The organism is Flavobacterium yafengii, assembly GCF_030010375.1.
GTDB classification, from domain to species: domain Bacteria; phylum Bacteroidota; class Bacteroidia; order Flavobacteriales; family Flavobacteriaceae; genus Flavobacterium; species Flavobacterium yafengii.
This window is the reverse complement of record NZ_JASCRY010000003.1, coordinates 262,272-279,384: the sequence shown is the minus strand read 5'-3', so window position 1 is coordinate 279,384 and position 17,113 is coordinate 262,272. Positions and strand designations below refer to the sequence as shown.

The following is a 17,113-nucleotide window of genomic DNA, read 5'->3' as shown; positions in this document are numbered from 1 at the left end:
TAAGAAACTAATTTATGACAATTAAGGAATCAATATTAAAGAGTTTAGAAGATATGAATAGTCTTGCTAATGCCTCAGAAATCTACAAACATATTGTCAATAAAGGTTATTATGAATTTGGCGCAAAAAAACCAATTGCCATTGTCTCAGCGATGTTGGGAGAATTTATAAAAAATGGCGATTCAAGAATTAAAAGGAGCAAGACTTCAGGTGAAACTTATAAGTATTATTTAACTAAAATAGAAAAAACGGTTTTAATTGATCAGTTAGATTCGGAAATAGATTCAGACAAAATAAAACCTAAAAAGAATGATTATCAAGAAAGAGATTTACATAAGTTATTGGTTAGTTTTTTAAAGAATACGAATACTTATTCAAAGACTATTTTTCATGAACAGTCATCAAATACCAAGGATAATCATCAAAAATGGATTCACCCAGATGTTGTAGGAATACAATTTTTGAATCTTCAATCAAAAATTAATCAAACTTTTTTAAAAGCAATTAATAAATTAGACATTTTTAAAATTTCTTCTTTTGAAATTAAACGTGAAATTAATTCTGATTATGAATTGAAAAAAACATTTTTTCAAGCAGTTTCAAATTCAAGCTGGGCTAACTATGGATACCTTGTTGCTTTTGAAATTAGTGATAGTTTGAATGAAGAAATGGAACGATTAAATCAATCTTTTGGAATTGGAATAATTGAGTTAAAAGCTAACCCCTACGAAAGTAAAATATTATTTCCTGCAAAATTTAAAGATTTAGATTTCAAAACAATTGATAAATTATGTAAAATCAATAAAGATTTTGAGAAATTTATAGAACATATTGAAAAGCTTATGACTGTGAGTGATAGATATTACAATTCAATAGAAAAAGAACTTGAAGCATTCTGTGATCTTTATTTCTTAAATGACACAGAAATAGAAGAATATTGCAAACAAAAATTTATACCAAATAACTAAAAGTAGTATGAAAAATTATTTTTTATTTTGGCAAAAAATGTGTAACCAAGAATTAGTATCATAGTTAGTACGCTTACCTTTTAGTTTTATTTCTAATATATTAAATCCAACATCTTTTAATATTTTTTTAATTTTATCAAGTTGATAATATACATAAAACTTATTGACTCCACCATATCTAATATCATTAAATAATTCCGAGCCCTTACCTTCTTTTAAGGAAATATAGAGAATGCCATCATTAATTAATGCATCTTTTATCTTATTTAAAATTAATTTTATATGATTCTTAGGAATATGTAATAAACTTGCTGAAGCCCATATACCATCAAATGAATTCTTTTCAAAATCCAAATCTAATATATCCATAACTTTAAAATTTACGTCTGCAAATTCTTTTTTCGCTAGTTTTATCATTTCTGAAGATAAGTCAATTCCTGTAACTTTAAAATCTAGATTAGAAAAATATTTTGAATGATGCCCAGGACCACAGCCTAAATCTAAAATCCGCCCATTTTGTTTTATCAATTTGGTAAATTCAAAAATCTCTGGGATCAAATCAAATTCAGAAACTATTTTAAAGTATTCATTAGCAGTTTCATCATAACTGCTAATAGTAATTTCCTTTCGACCTTTCATCTTAACTAATTAGATTTAGTATTTTTGATTCATAACTTATCAGTGTATTCTCTAATTCTTCAATTTTACTATTGATTTTAGAATTAATTTCATTGGGAAATACAAAACCTTCAAATTTATCAACTTGTCCCTTAATTTCGCAGTTAAAAGCCATTCTTATAGTCACAAGATGAGAAATTAACAGATTAATAAGGGTTAAGTCTTTATCATACGGTATATGCTTATATCCTTCACTAGGCTGATAATTATCCACGAACTCTCGATCACTTCCTATTAAGTAACTTTTTTCATGAATTAAAGTTTCTATTTTACTGCCTATATCAATAATTGTCTTCAATAAAGCTTTATCGTTTTGGTTTAATATCACTCTCATCTTTTCTTCTCCATACTCACATTCTTGGTCTAATAAAAACGTTAATGTTCTAAAATCATTAGGCTTATCTTTCATAAATATCTTAAAAAGAGTTTTACTTTGAGCCAAGTAATACCTAAGAGGAATATAGAACTCATTTAGTTTTTTTTCTAATACTTTTCTTTTTTCTATTAGGTCAGTTCTTTCAATTAGTTTTTTGTTTTCTTTACTAGTCTTTCTATTATTTTGTATTGAAATTTTAGCAACAATAACTGTTCCTGTAAATGTAATAATTGAAGCAATTACTGGTGCGCTAAATAAATCCATAATTAAATATGTATTAAGTGTAATAATAAATTTGATTATTACTAGTATTATAAAAATAAGAGAGAGAATTTGATTAAAATAAGGCATACAATCACAATAATATCTTTCCATTTAAAATAAGGAATATCAATAAATTTGTAGTGAAGTGTTAATCTTCTCACTCAAAAAATCAAAACCGTCAATATTGGAACGGTTATTTACCTCTTCGTTTAAAAGTTCTAATCCTTCATCTACGTGCATTTTGATGTAGCGACCAATGTCTTTATCTGTTTTGTATAAACCATAGTGTACACAAAGCATACCAAGATAAATATCGTAATATTCTCCAAAGAGAACTGATTTAGAATATTCTTTTCCTCCAGCATCTTTGATTTCGTTTAAGTCTAATTTTTTATCTTGAGATAGAGAGTAAGTATAGGCAATTCTTGCTATTACATTTTCGGTTCCTAGACCCAGTTTACGAGTTAACAAGGCAACCACTTCTTTATTTTCCTTGCTGGTTTTAATTTGCGTAAACATCTTGCTCTTGTTTTAAGTGAGTAAATAATTGGTCCACTGCAAATGGTTTGAAGCTGGAGCCGTTATTGTGGTTTTCGATTACAAAAACCTTATTCACGTTTGGTTTTAAATAGTCATATTCCAATTCCGATAATTCTTTTTCTAACAATGGAAACAGTACCACTTGCTCTGAAATAGCCGGATAAAACTCTTTTATAATATTCTTAGAGTGATATTTATCAAACTTCTGTAATGGGCTATCAATGAACACCGGGAATTTAATTCCGGATTCGTCTACTAATGCTTTTAATAAAGCCGTAGCGTACAATTGTTGTTCTCCTTTAGATAATGAATCTTTATCTATTATTTCATCGTTTTTGTCCAATAAATCAATATCCATCACATCATCAACTACATTTACTCTTACATTGTAAATGAAGTCGTTTTTGTGCATGATTTTTTTAAGACCAAGCATTATGGATTTTTGTAGTGAATACTTTTTATCCTCTTTTATTTTTTGGATAATAGTATTGATTTTGATTAGCAGCTTCTCTGTTACTTCAAATTTCTTTTGGTCTGTTTCAACCAATTTGAAATCCTTTTCATATTCAGACAATACCTTTCTTGTTGAAGTTAATCTAGTATTGTAACTATCATATTCTTCAATCAGTTTCCCTTTGTTAAGGGTTAAAATAGTGATTTTATCTTCGGCTTCTTTTTTCTCTTCACGTAACTTTTGCGCTAAAGGATTGTCTTTTCTAGCTTCCGCTTGTTTAATTTGTTGATATAGTTTAGAAAGATAAATTCTATTGTTTTTTTCTTCTTGAACCACTGCATTGAATTGACTTGAAAAAGCTCCTTTGATGTTGTTGAAAACCGCCTCAAAATTTCTGAATTGTTCCGTTGTATAATCTAAAAGCACTTTATCGGAGCTACTAGATTGTTTTGTAGTTTCCTTCTCTGAAATGGTTTCTTTTAGTGCTTCCTCCACTTTAGATTTAGTTTTGCTATCTAAATTTAAAGCTTCTAATTTTTTTAATAAAATAGTTGAGAATGAATTCAATTCTTCAGCTAGAATAGTTTTGTCAACTGAATTACTATTAATATTTTGCTCAAAAACTAATTGTTCTTTTAGTAATACTAATTTTTTACCCGCAATTACCAATGGTGCAATGTCCATTAGTTTTTTAAGTTTGTTTTTAATGCTTGCTGATTCCTCTTTTAAATTGTCTCTTTCGGACTTCATTTTTTGAAGTTCTTCGAGAGTAATTCCATTACCTTCACGTATCAACTTCTCTTGAAGGTTATCACTATTTATTTTGTGATTTGTAATTTCACGATCGATATTTGCTTGCTTATCTTGATTGATTTCAATCATTCCGAGCAATTCAGTTTCTGAATCTGTTAGATCAAACAACTTAGTTTGTTGCATTGGAGAAGCGCCACTTCTGCGAAGCTTCGTTAATAAGGTTTCTAGATTTTTTTTTAAATCTTCGTATTTTTTAATTCCTAAAACTTCGGAGTATGCTTTACTTAGATTTTTTAATTCGGCTTTTGATTTAGCTTCTGCAAGAGAAACTATTTTTTCTGCATCAAAAAAGAAAAATTTTGCAATCTCACGAGGTAAAATAAAATCGTTTATGAAAACTTCAAATCCAACCTCTTTGGTTAATTCGTTCTCTAAACCATCAATCATTATTTTTAAATCTTCGGAATCAGTTTTTAAATTATAAGACCTCTTTATCACAACCGATTTACAAGGTATAGAAGGAATCAGAATGTCCTTTAATTCTATTTCAACTGAAAGAACAGGATTGTTTTTTATATTGTTTTCGTAATCAGTTTTTACTTCTCTATTCAAAAGCGTTTTGATAAACTTTTCATAACCACCAGAATTCTTGATGTCTTTCTTATATTTATCTTCTACCTCGCTCATCATTTTTCCGTAGAATACCCATATAAGAGAAGTTAGAAAAGTAGTCTTACCAAAACCATTTTTACCAGCTATGATGCTGATGTTTTTGGAAGCATTAGGAGCAAAAAGTATTTCATTTTCTCCTTTGTAAATTCTAAAATTTTGAAATTTTATTTTATTTATTTTCATAGCCCATTCTCATTTACAAAACTTTCAATTCTCTTTTCCACATCATTATGAAGACCATATTTTGAAATCATCAATGTTTTGGTTTCTTGCAAAGCAATCAAATTGTCAATTAAATGATAATATCCGGGTTCTTCTTCACATACCTCTTTCAAGATTCTACGCTCTGTATCATCGAGCGATTTGATGTTATTGGTGCTAATTTCTTTATTGTAAATTTCTTTATAGAGGTCACCTACTGTATGGTCAAAATACCCATCTCTATTCCAAGTTACTTGAATAGCGATTAGCTCTTGATTATTAATTAATGTGATATGTGGTCTTTCTTTTTGAATTTCCTTTTGAACAAGTAACAAGTCTTTTAAAATTTCATATCTATATACAGAAGTATATGTTCCATTATTAGTTCCATCTTCCCGAACAGCTGCTTGATTATTTCTTCTTACATCCATTCTGTTTTCAGAAATGTTTCTACCTTCGACCAATCTATTTCTAAATGCCATCAAAGGTTCCATCCAGTTTTGACCATTATTAACCAATGATGACATTGACTTATCATTTTTCACAACTGTACATGTCCAACAGCCAAAACGACTTTGCCCACATGAATTATGTTCTTTGTTTACAACAACTGTCGGACATTCATAATCATCAGCACTAGCATCAGCATATATTTTGAAAAGTATGGAATTATCAAATCCCCAAGGAGATTTTACCGTATTAATTATATACCAAATTTCATCCACAATCATTTCTTTGATTGGAGCGTAAACATAGGTGTTTACTGTTGTTTGATGTTTTGATAATCTACTTCCGGTAACTTCGTGTTTTCTGATGGAGCGCTCTCTAGTGGCACTTTCATCATAACGAGTTCCCAATAAGACAATTGCTTCACCTTTTTCATCAATTTGCTCCACTAAAAAGTTTGAAGTAGGCCTTATTTTTAGTTTGTCTGTACACCATCTGAAGGTGTTATTTGGAACTGGATATCCTTTTCCAATTACATTAGTCCAAAAAGTTTCTTCTAATTTTGGTGTTGTTTTTTGAACAAATATTGGCAAATCTTGATCTCTTGCTGCTTCTGTTATTTTTGCAAGCACATCCTCCACGTAATTAGCTATAATAGGATTTTCTACCATGGTATCATTGCAAACTACATAAACTTTTCTTTGCAATTGAAATGGGTATGGCAATGTTTCTCTAATTCTTTGCAAAGCAATCCAAACTAGGGTAAGTAAGACTGTAGAATCCTTTCCGCCACTAAACCCAATAATCCACGGTCTGTCAGATTTATCGGCGTAAGCATATTGGTCTATAATTTCAGCAATTATGCCTTCAACTTTTTTATTTCTTATTGGAGTCATCCAGGAATATTTAGTATCTTAAAAGTAAAATAATTATAATAATAATTTTTGCGAATTTAGGCTTATTATAAACAATTTTCATCTCTTTTCTTTGCTTTTATTTTCGAGGGCTATCAGTTATGGTTGTTAAGATGTATGACATTATTTGGAATTATTGTTGTTGAAAACTATAGTGTAGGGATATAGAGTATAAATAGTATACGAGTAATACATACTAAGCTTTGTATTTGTAATAATTAAAACAGCATGCAAAGTAGTTTATGCGTGTGCCTTGGTTTAATAGGTCTTTACCTGAGAGGGAAGATTTATGAGTTTAAGAGGGATTATGATAAAAATGATAGTTGGAAGAGATAGAAAGATGCTGGGAGGTGTCTTTTTTGTTTTTACTTATAATTATATGTGAAGAAATCTTTGTGAAATATTTTTAGTTTAAATCAAATATCACTAAATGTGGGTATTGTGAATACAACTTAAAAAGATTCAATTTACAAGCCATGAAAAATAGCGCAAATCGAGTTGAAACTTTGAAAGGTGATTGCGTTTGATCTTGTTTACTAGTTGCGTACGCAGCGCGATCAATGAACCTGTATTGTACGGAAATGGAGGTGGTTTAAAAAGATAAATAATTATAGTTTAAATCACAATATTTACGTTCTAATTAAAAAAATGGAGTTCGTCTGGAGGTTTGAAGACTTACTGACGTTAGGCGATATCTTAAACAAAAAACATAGCATATGGAAATAATTGTACTTGAAGGATTTTCAAACACAGGAAAAACAACAACTATTGGAATATTATATAACTTATTATTGAGTAATGGGGGAATATCAACAAATAAACAAGCTTTAGGTAGAGATCCAAACGATTTTTCTGATATTGTTATAAATTATAAAAATTTAAAAATTGGAATATTTTCTATGGGAGATAATTCAACAGCTATTTCACAGGGTATCGTAAACTTCAATAATCAAAACTGTGATGTTTTTATTTGTTCCTTGAGTACAGGAACACCTAAAGTAAGAGCAAATAATCGAATTAATCGATTTCAAAACATTAGAATTCCAAAGACAATTGCTTCACAAAACATTACTGAAAACCAAGCGAATAATAATGATGCTAACCGATTGTTTGGATTAATTTAAAGTATAAAAAAAGGTGACATTAGTTAACTTAAAAAAGTTGTACATAGAAATTATAACAAAATGTGAGCAACGTTTTTATGAATTAAATTATTCCGAATGCAATGAAGAAAGATTAATTCTTGTAATAAAAACTTTATCAAAATACAAGAAAATACGATTTATATACAAATACAAATTGTTTCTTTCAATTTTTGTTTTCTATTCTTAATTTGTAATTATTAGTTTAAACGCAGGATAAAATATGTATAATAATGACTTTATTGAATTCGTTGAAAAAGGTATAAACGAGTTTTACATTGGAACAGGAAATCCAAACTCAAAAATTTTAATCATTGGAAAAGAATCTGCTATTGAAACACACGATTTATATAGTTTTGAATGGTATAGAAACAATGCAAAAGATTGGAAAAATCATATAGAAAATAAAACTTGTGAAGTTTTAGAATATCAGGTTGACGAAAAACATCCATTAAGAAAAAGTTGGGGTAAAAATACTTGGAGTAAATATCAAAAATTATCGGACTATATTTTAGAAAAGAAAACCGAAAATTTTAAAGTAGATTTTCTAAATCATATTTTCACATCAGAAATAAACGATTCGCCCTCAAAAACAACATCAAAAGCTGACAAAGCAAATATTTCAAGCAGAAAAGAGATTTTAAAAGTATCTGAATTTATTCAAAATTTCCCTGTAATTGTCTTGGCTTGTTCGAACTATATAACCAATAACGAAAACAACAGAGAAATTAATAATATTTTTGAGGTAGAATATGTTGGAGATGAAATTGGAACAAAATATTATTCTGCTGGAAATTGGTATTTTCTCCACTACAATAAAGACAAAACTAAATTAGTAATTCACACAAGACAATTAAGTACAAATGTGAATAACGAATTGTTAAAAGATTTAGCCGAAATAATTAGAAAACACTTGAATCAATATAAAACACAGCCATTAACTGCCGTTTGATAATATAGGGGTTTAGGGCCTAATTTGAAGTTGGTTTTGTATTTAGAGAGTTACTGCTAACCGGCTCTGTAAAGTATGTACTTTAGATAAGTAATTTTGTTGTAAATGTTGCAAATGTCTTTGACTTTGAGCAATTTTTTAATATCATGATTAAAATTAAAACCCCACATTTTTCACAAAGTATGATCTGCTGTTGTGAATTGCTTTCAAAATTGTATTTTAGTTTATAATTCCGAACTTACTACAGCTAATCGAAGGCTGCCGGAAAGAGTTTGAATTATAGTTGAAATCCCATATATTTACTTTCTAGTTATCAAAATAAAGTTCGTTTAGAGGTTTTTAGACGAACTGAAGTTTGCAGAATCCTTAAAAACCTGACCTAAAATGGAATATATAAACACTATAATTTTACTGATTGCCTTTTTGATTCTTTACTTTCTTATAAAGAATATGCTACCAAGTTACTTTGGAGAAAAAGGTAAAAATCTCGCAACAAAACAAGACATTACTGATATTACTGAAAAGGTTGAATCGGTAAAGCAGATTTTCACTGCTCAAAATGAAAAATTAAAATTCAATCTTCAATTTTTAACAAGCTCTCAACTTGGTTTGTATCAAGAGGAAAGAAATGCAATAATTGATTATAATCAGAAACTCGCCATTTGGATTAATGTTTTGACAAATTCTGATTTTGCGGGTATAGATACAAAAAGTAGTCTTGAAATCGAAGAGTATAAAAAGTTGATAAGTAACTCGTATTCCGATTTACTTGAAAGTGAAGCAAAATTTAAACTTTTTGTAGATAACAGTGAGCTTACAAATCAAGCAGATAACTTAAAAATTCTAATTTTAGATAAACTTTGCGATATCGCTAATTCCTGTTTAATAGAGTTGAAATATAACAATATAAATCTCGAGAGGTCTGGTAATGACACTGAAAAGTTACATGATGAACGAATGACCTTTCATGATAATTATAATAAGAGCATAGTCGAGAATATTACTCTTATAGCTCCAGTGATTAGGGAATTTCGTAAGAATTGCAAAGATTATTTGTACCGATTAATAAAAACCACGGAGCAATCACATTAGGTCATCTGCTAATAGCAAGGTTTCGTTGCATGCGCAGCATTAACAATAAAACCTGTGTTGAATGAAACCGGAGGTAGTTAAAAAGAATAATAATTGAAGTTTTAATCACATATATTTACATTCTAACTTAACAAAAACCAGTTCGTTTAGTGGTCTTTAGAGGAACTGACGTTGTGTGGCATTATGGCGGAATATTACGGTAAAGTACAAAAAAGAATGGCTTATTCAAGAGAAAAATTATCATCTTATTTAGACCCAAATTGTGATAAATCTGATTATCATGGTATTGTTCAGGATTTGGTCAACAAAGTTTTGTCGAATGAAACGATTAACCTTGCCGAACAAGAGTTCGTTTGTAGTATTATAAAAAACTTACGCAAGGAAAATAGTTTTGATTTAGCCTATAACATTGATGACTGTAAACCTTGTAAAGATTATAATTTTCGTCGAAGATATATGCTATATGCGAACGATTTAAATGGCCACAAATCAGTTGTAGATTTTTATGGAGAAGTTCCTAATGATAAAAAAAATACAGATGTAAAGTACCTAAATAAAGAGTGTTTAGATTGGGAAAGTTATATCAAGGATAAGACAAATGGAGGTAGATTAATTAATTATGTTGCGCAAGAAACCAGCGCACAAATTAAAATCGCGAAAAAAAATTGTGAGAAACTGCTAATTGGGAGCCATTATAGAGATTATTTAAAAAAATCATTAACACTCCACGGAAAATACGTTTATTTATTAGTTAAAGAATTTTATCAAGAATTAGGTTCAGACAATCAAATTATTGAATGCAATAATGAGAAAATACTAATTGATAGCTTCACTTACGTACATATAATGTTCAGACATTATGCAGAAGGGATAATGTCAAAAAATCAATTAAATAAATCTTACCACTTTGATGAAAATATTGGATTCAAAAAAATTCCTAATTTCTTGTTCGATTTATTAAACTGTTATAAATCTCTTGTGATAAGCAAACAATTCAACAATCAAAACATTGATTTTTTAATTAATGATAAGCCTTACGCAATTTATTTGAAACCGGTAATTAAAAACTTTAAAGGTAAGACACAAACGAAATATTTAAGAGTTCAAACTTTTTTTCCAATTGAAGAAGCGCGAGAACTTGAAAGAATTAAAACTTATATTACTATTAAATCTGACTGTGGATTTGATTTTTTGGTTAAAACGTCACATAGCAGCTAGAGTTTTGTTGCGTGCGCAGTCAAACAATAAAATCCGGCTCTCCACAGTATGTAATTTAGATAAGTAATTTTGTTGTAAGTGCTGAGCAAATGTCTTTGACTTTGCGCAATTTTTTTAATATCGTGATTAAAATTAAAACCCCACATTTTTCACAAAGTATGATCTGCTGTTGTGAATTGCTTTCAAAATTGTATTTTAGTTTATAATTCCCAACTTACTACAGCTAATCGAAGGCTGCCGGAAAGAGTTTGAATTATAGTTCAAAGCGCATATATTTACTTTCTAGCTAACAAAATAAAGTTCGTTTAGAGGTTTTTAGACGAACTGATGTTAGCAGGTATTGTTTGAAAATCATGAAAAAAAGAATAAATGGATAAAACAATATTTACTCTGGACGCAAGAGATAATGTTCGATTAGAAGTTCTGAAAGGTTATTTGGGACTAAATAAACATCAAATTTATGAAGAAATTAATGGGCTATTTGACGAGTTAATAGAAATATTAAAATCAAAAAAAATTGACTATGAAAAACTTAAAAGTTCACTAATTCCAAATTCAGATAAAAATGAAATTGTATTAGTATTTGATACTCTTCAAATAAAATCGAATTGGTATGGAAAAGAAATATTTGACAAAATAATTCCAGTTTTCGAAAATGAAAGCTCTCATAGCATATTAATAGGAGATTTTATTGGTAAAAGCAATTTGGCTGAAAAATTATTCGAGGAGTTTTCAGAAAATTTAATTACTCATAAAAAAGAAATAGATTATCAAACTCATGGACAATTCTACTTAGTCTTTTTAAATAATTTGAGTTTAAAAATGGTAAATGATCTCCAAAGTAATTTATCCAAATATGAACCTTTTGTTGGATATTTTGATTTAAAATATTCTTCATATCTAAAAACATACTTTTCAACTATTTTATGTAAAAGCTTCATAAAACATAAAAGAACAATAATTTCAGGTCATGAAGATGATTTAAGTAATGATGAAAATTGCAATATGAGTGGATTCTCTTTTGAGGAGAATGGATTTACTTGTAAAAGTTTGCAATCAACTTATACGGATTTATTTTTATCTTATAAAATAGAAAGAGAAGTATTTTCAGGTTTTGAAGATGATACAACATTTTCAATAAACTCAATAAGTAAAAACGTTTTTGAAATAAAAGATTTCAAAATTAATGTTGATGAAAGGAAATTGCAATATTTGATTGAAAATAAAGAAGGAATTTTAAAAAAATCAGGAATATTAAATATAAACACAACAGAGCTTGAAAAGTTAATTTTAGATAGAATAAATGAAAATTACATATATAATCTTACATATTTAAATAACTATGATACAGTTAAATTTAATATTCTACTTGAATATAAAGTTCCCGATAAAGATAGCATTGTAAAATTGAATGTTGCACTTGAGTATATTGAGACTGAAAAAAGTTTACGCTTAATAACGATGTATTGACATAGCAATAAAAAAGTTATTTTATGACGGGACATTGAGAATAGATAAAGCATAGATAAAGCATAGATAGTGTATGGATAATGCATGCTAAGTTTTTGTTTCGTTATGATTGAAATAGCTTTCAAAGTAGTTTATATCTGTTCTCTGGAAAAGGATATTAATATAGATACTATAGTAAGTAATATCTTTTAGATAGAATGGCCACCAAAGTCAGGAATATTAAAAAGTTTTCCTAGATTGGTAGAGCAGAATGGTTTACCGTTAAAGAGGCATAGGAGAAAATCAATGAGGCAATGGAAGTCCTTATTTTGCAGCTGGTAAGAAAGCTTGAGTATTGAATTATCGTGTAGGGAAGTCCAAACCAAATAGTAGTCAAATACAAAAAAGCCCTCTAGAAAATCCAAAGGGCTGATAATTGAAGATGAATTTATTTTTTTGATTCTTCTACAGAAACTTTTCTAAAATCTTTTAAAAGTTTTTCTAGTTCCAAAGTTGATTTACGAGCTCTTGGCCCAGCAGCTTTGACACCTTTCTCAATTAGTGATTCAGATTCTGTTTTGAATGTTTCGAATTCAGCGTTGATTTTTGCAACTAAATCTTTCATAATAGTACTATATTAAATTAGGGCGCAAAAATAGAATTTTGCTCCATAGACAGAAATAATTTGATGTTAAAATTAGTAGTGTTTTTAACGGTAACCGTGGATTTAGTTAAAAAAAACGGAGAGAACTTTGGGAAAAACTTATAAATGGGAAGGTTGTATAATAATAACCTATTAAAATACTATTTCTAGCGTAGTCCCATTTCCTGAACTTGAAGTAATTTTTAATTCACCCTGTAATATTTTAGTCCTGTCTTTAATGTTTTTTAACCCTATTCCGTATTTTACTTTTTCAGGATTAAAACCAATACCGTTATCCCAAATGCGGATGGTTATTTTATCTCCTGTCTTTAGTAGCATTATGAAACATCTTTCAGCTTGGGAGTATTTATTACTATTCTGTATGGCTTCTTGTATAATGCGATAAATATGTATTTTGTTAGCACTCGTTACAGTAGACCAATCAATGTATTTATCTACGGATAGATCAAATTTAGTATTGTATTGGTTTTGTTGAGAATCGACTAAGCTGATTAGAATCTCAGGTAAACTTTTATCCTCAAAAAGAAGATTTTGAGTTAAATCATGTGAAACTCTTCTTATTTCTTGCTCTGTTTTTTCAAGTTCATTTATTAGGTCCTGCTTTTTATTAGGAGAACCCGATTCTAATTGGATTAAATTAAAACGGGTAGTAAAAACGCTGTTGACTATGCCGTCATGTAATTCCATCGCTATGCGGTTTCTTTCCTCATTTCTTGCTTGTTCCGTTTCAGATTGCTGTGCCAGCATCAGCTGATATATTTTTTCGTTTGCTTCTTGCTGTTCTTTAATAAATAGTAACTCTTTGTTTTTCGATTTTAGACGATATAAAGCAAAAAAGCCCCCTAATAAAATTATAACAATTCCAGAACCAAGAATAATATTGGTATTTTTCTTAGATAGAATTTCATTTTTTTCCTCTATTTGATCCGTTTCATAGGCTATTCTTGCAAATTTATTTCGAGTTATTCTTTCTGCATTTTGAATACTGTCATTTACCTTGATGTATAAATTGGAATAATAGGTTTTGTTTTTGGAATCATTTTCCGTTAACAATTTTAATGATTGAATGATATCGTAATTGCTTTTAATTTTTTTTGATAAAGAAAGTCCTTCTTTTAAGTATATCAATGCTTTAATAGTATCCTTTTTGTAGAGATAATATTCTCCAATCCTTATTTTACTAGCCACAATACCTGGTAATATTTGAAGACTATCTCGGATTCGTAGAGATTCAAAAAACAAAGTATCGACTCCATCATTTACCCCTGATTTCATTTTTGAGTATCCAAGATTATTCAGTAACATGGCATGTAATTTCGGGTAATTCTGTTTTAAACCCCTAGTTTTTAGACCCGTTTCATATAATTGAATTGCCTCTTGATATTTCTCCATTTTTTCATAGACTCTACCCATATTATTATAACAAGAGGTTCTTGAATTAATAATTTTATCTTGAGGATAATTTTCTATATCTAGTTTATCCAATTGTTTTATAGCCAATCTAAAATATTCCAAAGATTTACTATAATTATTTAGCTCTTTTAATGAAATGGCGATCGTATTATGACATTCATAAATCAATCTGGTATTGCTAGTTTTCGAAATTAACCTTAAAGCCGCTATTGCCTCAATTTCACTTTCGGTATAGTTTCCTGCTTCGTATAATATTCCAGCTTTATAGAGTGACACTCTACCTGAATTTAAAGTGTCTTTAATGCTGGTATAAATTTTTTCTGATTGTGAATAGTAGTAAAAAGCACTGTCTAATTGTGTTTTATCCTCATAATACTCCCCTATATAGTATAATGATTTTGCTATTTGAGTACTATCTTTATCTTTAACAGATAAACAATGAACCTTTCTTGTTGCATTTAGATACCTATCAAGTGAGTTAGTATCATAAGATTTAACGGCAAGTTTAAAGTATAAATTTCTTGTAATAGAATCGTTTTTAGCACTCTGCAATTTTTGGTAAATAACTTCCAAGTATTTTTTCTCTTCATCGATTTTTAAAGAGTTGCTCTCCATCTTTTTAAAAAGCTTTACAATGTCATCACGTTTTTCAACCTCAACTTTCTTTTTCTGACAAGATACTAACAGCAGAACTAAATGAACAATTACAGCTATCTTTAATTTCGTTTTCAATTTTTAAAATTTTATAAATCGAATCAAAAATAAAGATTAAAAACCAGACAATCATATTTAAAATTTATTGTCTGGTTTTTATTGAAATTTCTATCCTTTGGTCTTATCCTTATTATCATCGCCATTGTAAAGGCCGGTAGAATTTGTTACATTCAGTGAGTCTATAATTTCAACTGAGAGGATTTCAGGATTATTTTTATTTGTAAAGTCTTTGGTTTCATCAATAGTGTCTGATGTACAAGATGATAGAACAATAGCTGCAACACAGCCCATAGCAATTAGTAGCTTTTTCATAAAAAGTGTTTAAAAAATTAGAAAATTTTTATACTGGCACTTATCCAAAATGGAGTACCTTTTTTAAGAAAAGCTGGGAAATAGCTATTCTGATAATATTGAGAATGACACTGCATAAAGGCAGATTTTCCCCATTCTCAATATTTATTTAGAAGCTTCTGTTGCGTTATAACTGGGGCAAATTAACGGGTAAAAAACCGTGTTGTTTTCTGTTTTTGGGAGGTTATAGTGAACCAGATTAGTACAATAGTTTAAGAGTGAATCTAAATGGTGAAACCATGTATTTTGAGAAAGAAATTTTATCAGGACTAAATATTTGTTTTTCTGATAATGGCATCAATATTATCCCTATAGGTTAGCGAGAAGGGTAGAATTTCATTGTAATTAAGGTAGCATTTTGATTTGCTGAAATGTATCCGGGATACATGATTAATGTTGACAATGTAACTTTTATGAATTCGCAAAAAATGGAATGGTAAAGTGTTCTCAAAATGCTTTAAGGTCTTATAAGCATTCACGGTTTTGCCATTGTATAATTGAATGTCTGTAGTGTTGTTGTCCGCTTTTAAATAGGCAATATCTTGTAGCGCCACAAATTGATAATCGCTATAGGATTTAATGCAAATAGTTGTGATGCTGGCGGGTGGATTTCTTTTTTCAAACCTAAAAAGACTTTTTCCTAATTGATGCAAGAGTAATGGGTCTACTATATAGTCGGAAAATCCCGACTGAACAGCTTCAAGGGCATAGTCTGGAGATGAAGCCAATCCAATAAAATAGGGCACTATGTCAACATATTGGAATAGTTCAGATATAGTTGTGAATGATAAATTCCCGTAATTAGATTTGACAGGAATTCTTTTCAATACGAGTTGTGGTTTTACTTTTATAATTTGATTTATGGCAGTTTGACTATCTTTGACAATACCAACACAAAAATAGTTCGGGAAATTTTCGAAGAGCTCTAAAGTTTCCTTAATTGTGGTGGTGTTATCGTCGATAATGAGAAAAGAAAAACGCATACTGCAGATCTAAAATAAGAGTATTGCAATCTAGACAAGTGCCTATTTTTTTTGTTGCAGAAAAACTGCCTATTTTGTTAAAGTTAAATAATCTAATTCATGAATATTTTTTTAGTAGATGATCATCCGATGACTGTAGAAGGCTATAGTATTGCTCTTTTAGCAACTCCTTTTGGATTGCATAACCCTATTTTTACAAAAGCTTATAGTTGTGAAGAGGCCTATGCTACATTATCAAGAAAATTATCTCTAAATGAATTATTTGATGTAGCCATTATTGATAAAGGCTTACCGGGTTATGATGCAAAATCTATCTTATCTGGCAGTGATTTAGCCATTTTGATACGAGAAAAGATGCCTAATTGTAAAATCATTATGATAACTGCCCATACCGAAGTTATCATTGTTTATGATATAGTTAAAAAAGTTCGACCTGAAGGACTTATCATAAAAAATGATATTACACCTGAGAAATTACAACAGGCCGTAATAGATATCATTGCAGGGGAGCAGTATTATAGTTCTATTGTAAAAAAATGCATCAATGAAATATGGAAAAAGGAATTAATGATTGAAGATTATAACCGTCAAATACTTTTATATTTATCAAAGGGGTTTAAAATAAAAGAGTTAGAAAGTATTATACATCTTACTACAAGTACCATTCAAAAACGCATCATCCGCATGAAAAAGGCTTTTGACGTTACAGACGATACCGGTCTGGTAAAAGAAGCCATAAAACAAGGATTTATTTAATACCACTTCTATTAAATTTTAACATATTTTACTCAAAAACTGCCTTCTTTGTTAAAGGTGGTTATCTCTGTATTTGTATTCCATTTCTTATTTATATTTTCGACGTCGGTAA

General features: G+C 29.2%; 16 protein-coding genes. 7 read left to right on the top strand and 9 right to left on the bottom strand.

Annotated elements, in window-relative coordinates; all coding sequences use genetic code 11:
- Nucleotides 1–14: 14 nt before the first annotated feature.
- Nucleotides 15–968 (top strand): hypothetical protein, encoded by a 954-nt coding sequence (locus tag QLS97_RS11540; protein ID WP_282716825.1) that lies wholly within the window; start codon nt 15–17, stop codon nt 966–968.
- Nucleotides 969–983: 15 nt separating this feature from the next.
- Here QLS97_RS11540 and QLS97_RS11535 read toward each other — a convergent pair whose 3' ends face one another.
- From QLS97_RS11535 to dndC, 5 genes are all read right to left on the bottom strand, one after another.
- Nucleotides 984–1,607, bottom strand: coding sequence for a class I SAM-dependent methyltransferase (locus QLS97_RS11535; protein WP_282716823.1), 624 nt, complete (start codon nt 1,605–1,607; stop codon nt 984–986).
- Nucleotide 1,608: 1 nt separating this feature from the next.
- Nucleotides 1,609–2,286 (bottom strand): hypothetical protein, encoded by a 678-nt coding sequence (locus QLS97_RS11530; RefSeq protein ID WP_282716822.1) that lies wholly within the window; start codon nt 2,284–2,286, stop codon nt 1,609–1,611.
- A gap of 126 nt (nt 2,287–2,412) precedes the next feature.
- A complete protein-coding gene (locus tag QLS97_RS11525) occupies nt 2,413–2,805 on the bottom strand; it encodes a DndE family protein (RefSeq protein WP_282716820.1) in 393 nt (130 codons plus the stop codon).
- Complete coding sequence (dndD, locus tag QLS97_RS11520) at nt 2,789–4,888, bottom strand: DNA sulfur modification protein DndD (RefSeq protein WP_282716818.1); 2,100 nt, start codon at nt 4,886–4,888, stop codon at nt 2,789–2,791. The genes QLS97_RS11525 and dndD overlap by 17 nt, the downstream gene beginning before the upstream one ends.
- Nucleotides 4,885–6,249, bottom strand: coding sequence for a DNA phosphorothioation system sulfurtransferase DndC (gene dndC / locus QLS97_RS11515; protein WP_282716816.1), 1,365 nt, complete (start codon nt 6,247–6,249; stop codon nt 4,885–4,887). Before dndC ends, dndD begins: the two co-directional genes overlap by 4 nt.
- A 734-nt stretch (nt 6,250–6,983) precedes the next feature.
- On the opposite strand from dndC, the gene QLS97_RS11510 reads away from it, so the two are divergent.
- From QLS97_RS11510 to QLS97_RS11490, 5 genes are all read left to right on the top strand, one after another.
- Nucleotides 6,984–7,391, top strand: a complete 408-nt coding sequence (locus tag QLS97_RS11510; protein WP_282716814.1) for a hypothetical protein — start codon at nt 6,984–6,986, stop codon at nt 7,389–7,391.
- Between the two features lie 241 nt (nt 7,392–7,632).
- Nucleotides 7,633–8,361: a hypothetical protein gene (locus QLS97_RS11505; protein ID WP_282716812.1), complete on the top strand. Its 729-nt coding sequence runs from the start codon at nt 7,633–7,635 to the stop codon at nt 8,359–8,361.
- Between the two features lie 384 nt (nt 8,362–8,745).
- On the top strand, nt 8,746–9,453 hold the full coding sequence (locus QLS97_RS11500) for a hypothetical protein (protein ID WP_282716811.1): 708 nt from the start codon (nt 8,746–8,748) through the stop codon (nt 9,451–9,453).
- Between the two features lie 183 nt (nt 9,454–9,636).
- Nucleotides 9,637–10,671, top strand: coding sequence for a hypothetical protein (locus tag QLS97_RS11495; protein WP_282716810.1), 1,035 nt, complete (start codon nt 9,637–9,639; stop codon nt 10,669–10,671).
- Nucleotides 10,672–11,040: 369 nt separating this feature from the next.
- Nucleotides 11,041–12,141, top strand: coding sequence for a hypothetical protein (locus QLS97_RS11490; RefSeq protein WP_282716809.1), 1,101 nt, complete (start codon nt 11,041–11,043; stop codon nt 12,139–12,141).
- A gap of 427 nt (nt 12,142–12,568) precedes the next feature.
- Here the strand turns inward: QLS97_RS11490 and QLS97_RS11485 are convergent, their stop codons facing one another.
- The 4 genes from QLS97_RS11485 to QLS97_RS11470 form a co-directional block, all read right to left on the bottom strand.
- Nucleotides 12,569–12,745 carry a histone H1 gene (locus QLS97_RS11485; protein ID WP_282716808.1) on the bottom strand — a complete coding sequence of 59 codons (177 nt, stop codon included), beginning with the start codon at nt 12,743–12,745 and terminating at the stop codon, nt 12,569–12,571.
- Between the two features lie 171 nt (nt 12,746–12,916).
- Nucleotides 12,917–14,929: an ATP-binding protein gene (locus QLS97_RS11480; protein WP_282716807.1), complete on the bottom strand. Its 2,013-nt coding sequence runs from the start codon at nt 14,927–14,929 to the stop codon at nt 12,917–12,919.
- Between the two features lie 90 nt (nt 14,930–15,019).
- Nucleotides 15,020–15,223, bottom strand: a complete 204-nt coding sequence (locus QLS97_RS11475) for a hypothetical protein (protein WP_282716805.1) — start codon at nt 15,221–15,223, stop codon at nt 15,020–15,022.
- A gap of 308 nt (nt 15,224–15,531) precedes the next feature.
- Nucleotides 15,532–16,245 carry a LytR/AlgR family response regulator transcription factor gene (locus QLS97_RS11470; RefSeq protein WP_282716804.1) on the bottom strand — a complete coding sequence of 238 codons (714 nt, stop codon included), beginning with the start codon at nt 16,243–16,245 and terminating at the stop codon, nt 15,532–15,534.
- 99 nt (nt 16,246–16,344) lie between these two features.
- Here QLS97_RS11470 and QLS97_RS11465 point away from each other — a divergent pair, with 99 nt between their 5' ends.
- Nucleotides 16,345–17,001 carry a response regulator gene (locus QLS97_RS11465; protein WP_282716803.1) on the top strand — a complete coding sequence of 219 codons (657 nt, stop codon included), beginning with the start codon at nt 16,345–16,347 and terminating at the stop codon, nt 16,999–17,001.
- Nucleotides 17,002–17,113: the final 112 nt, after the last annotated feature.

Excerpts from the sequence above, each read along its gene's own strand:
- QLS97_RS11540 (WP_282716825.1), top strand. The coding sequence starts at position 15 with ATGACAATTAAGGAATCAATATTAAAGAGTTTAGAAGATATGAATAGT.
- QLS97_RS11535 (WP_282716823.1), bottom strand. The coding sequence starts at position 1,607 with ATGAAAGGTCGAAAGGAAATTACTATTAGCAGTTATGATGAAACTGCT.
- QLS97_RS11530 (WP_282716822.1), bottom strand. The coding sequence starts at position 2,286 with ATGGATTTATTTAGCGCACCAGTAATTGCTTCAATTATTACATTTACA.
- QLS97_RS11525 (WP_282716820.1), bottom strand. The coding sequence starts at position 2,805 with ATGTTTACGCAAATTAAAACCAGCAAGGAAAATAAAGAAGTGGTTGCC.
- dndD (WP_282716818.1), bottom strand. The coding sequence starts at position 4,888 with ATGAAAATAAATAAAATAAAATTTCAAAATTTTAGAATTTACAAAGGA.
- dndC (WP_282716816.1), bottom strand. The coding sequence starts at position 6,249 with ATGACTCCAATAAGAAATAAAAAAGTTGAAGGCATAATTGCTGAAATT.
- QLS97_RS11510 (WP_282716814.1), top strand. The coding sequence starts at position 6,984 with ATGGAAATAATTGTACTTGAAGGATTTTCAAACACAGGAAAAACAACA.
- QLS97_RS11505 (WP_282716812.1), top strand. The coding sequence starts at position 7,633 with ATGTATAATAATGACTTTATTGAATTCGTTGAAAAAGGTATAAACGAG.
- QLS97_RS11500 (WP_282716811.1), top strand. The coding sequence starts at position 8,746 with ATGGAATATATAAACACTATAATTTTACTGATTGCCTTTTTGATTCTT.
- QLS97_RS11495 (WP_282716810.1), top strand. The coding sequence starts at position 9,637 with ATGGCGGAATATTACGGTAAAGTACAAAAAAGAATGGCTTATTCAAGA.
- QLS97_RS11490 (WP_282716809.1), top strand. The coding sequence starts at position 11,041 with ATGGATAAAACAATATTTACTCTGGACGCAAGAGATAATGTTCGATTA.
- QLS97_RS11485 (WP_282716808.1), bottom strand. The coding sequence starts at position 12,745 with ATGAAAGATTTAGTTGCAAAAATCAACGCTGAATTCGAAACATTCAAA.
- QLS97_RS11475 (WP_282716805.1), bottom strand. The coding sequence starts at position 15,223 with ATGAAAAAGCTACTAATTGCTATGGGCTGTGTTGCAGCTATTGTTCTA.
- QLS97_RS11470 (WP_282716804.1), bottom strand. The coding sequence starts at position 16,245 with ATGCGTTTTTCTTTTCTCATTATCGACGATAACACCACCACAATTAAG.
- QLS97_RS11465 (WP_282716803.1), top strand. The coding sequence starts at position 16,345 with ATGAATATTTTTTTAGTAGATGATCATCCGATGACTGTAGAAGGCTAT.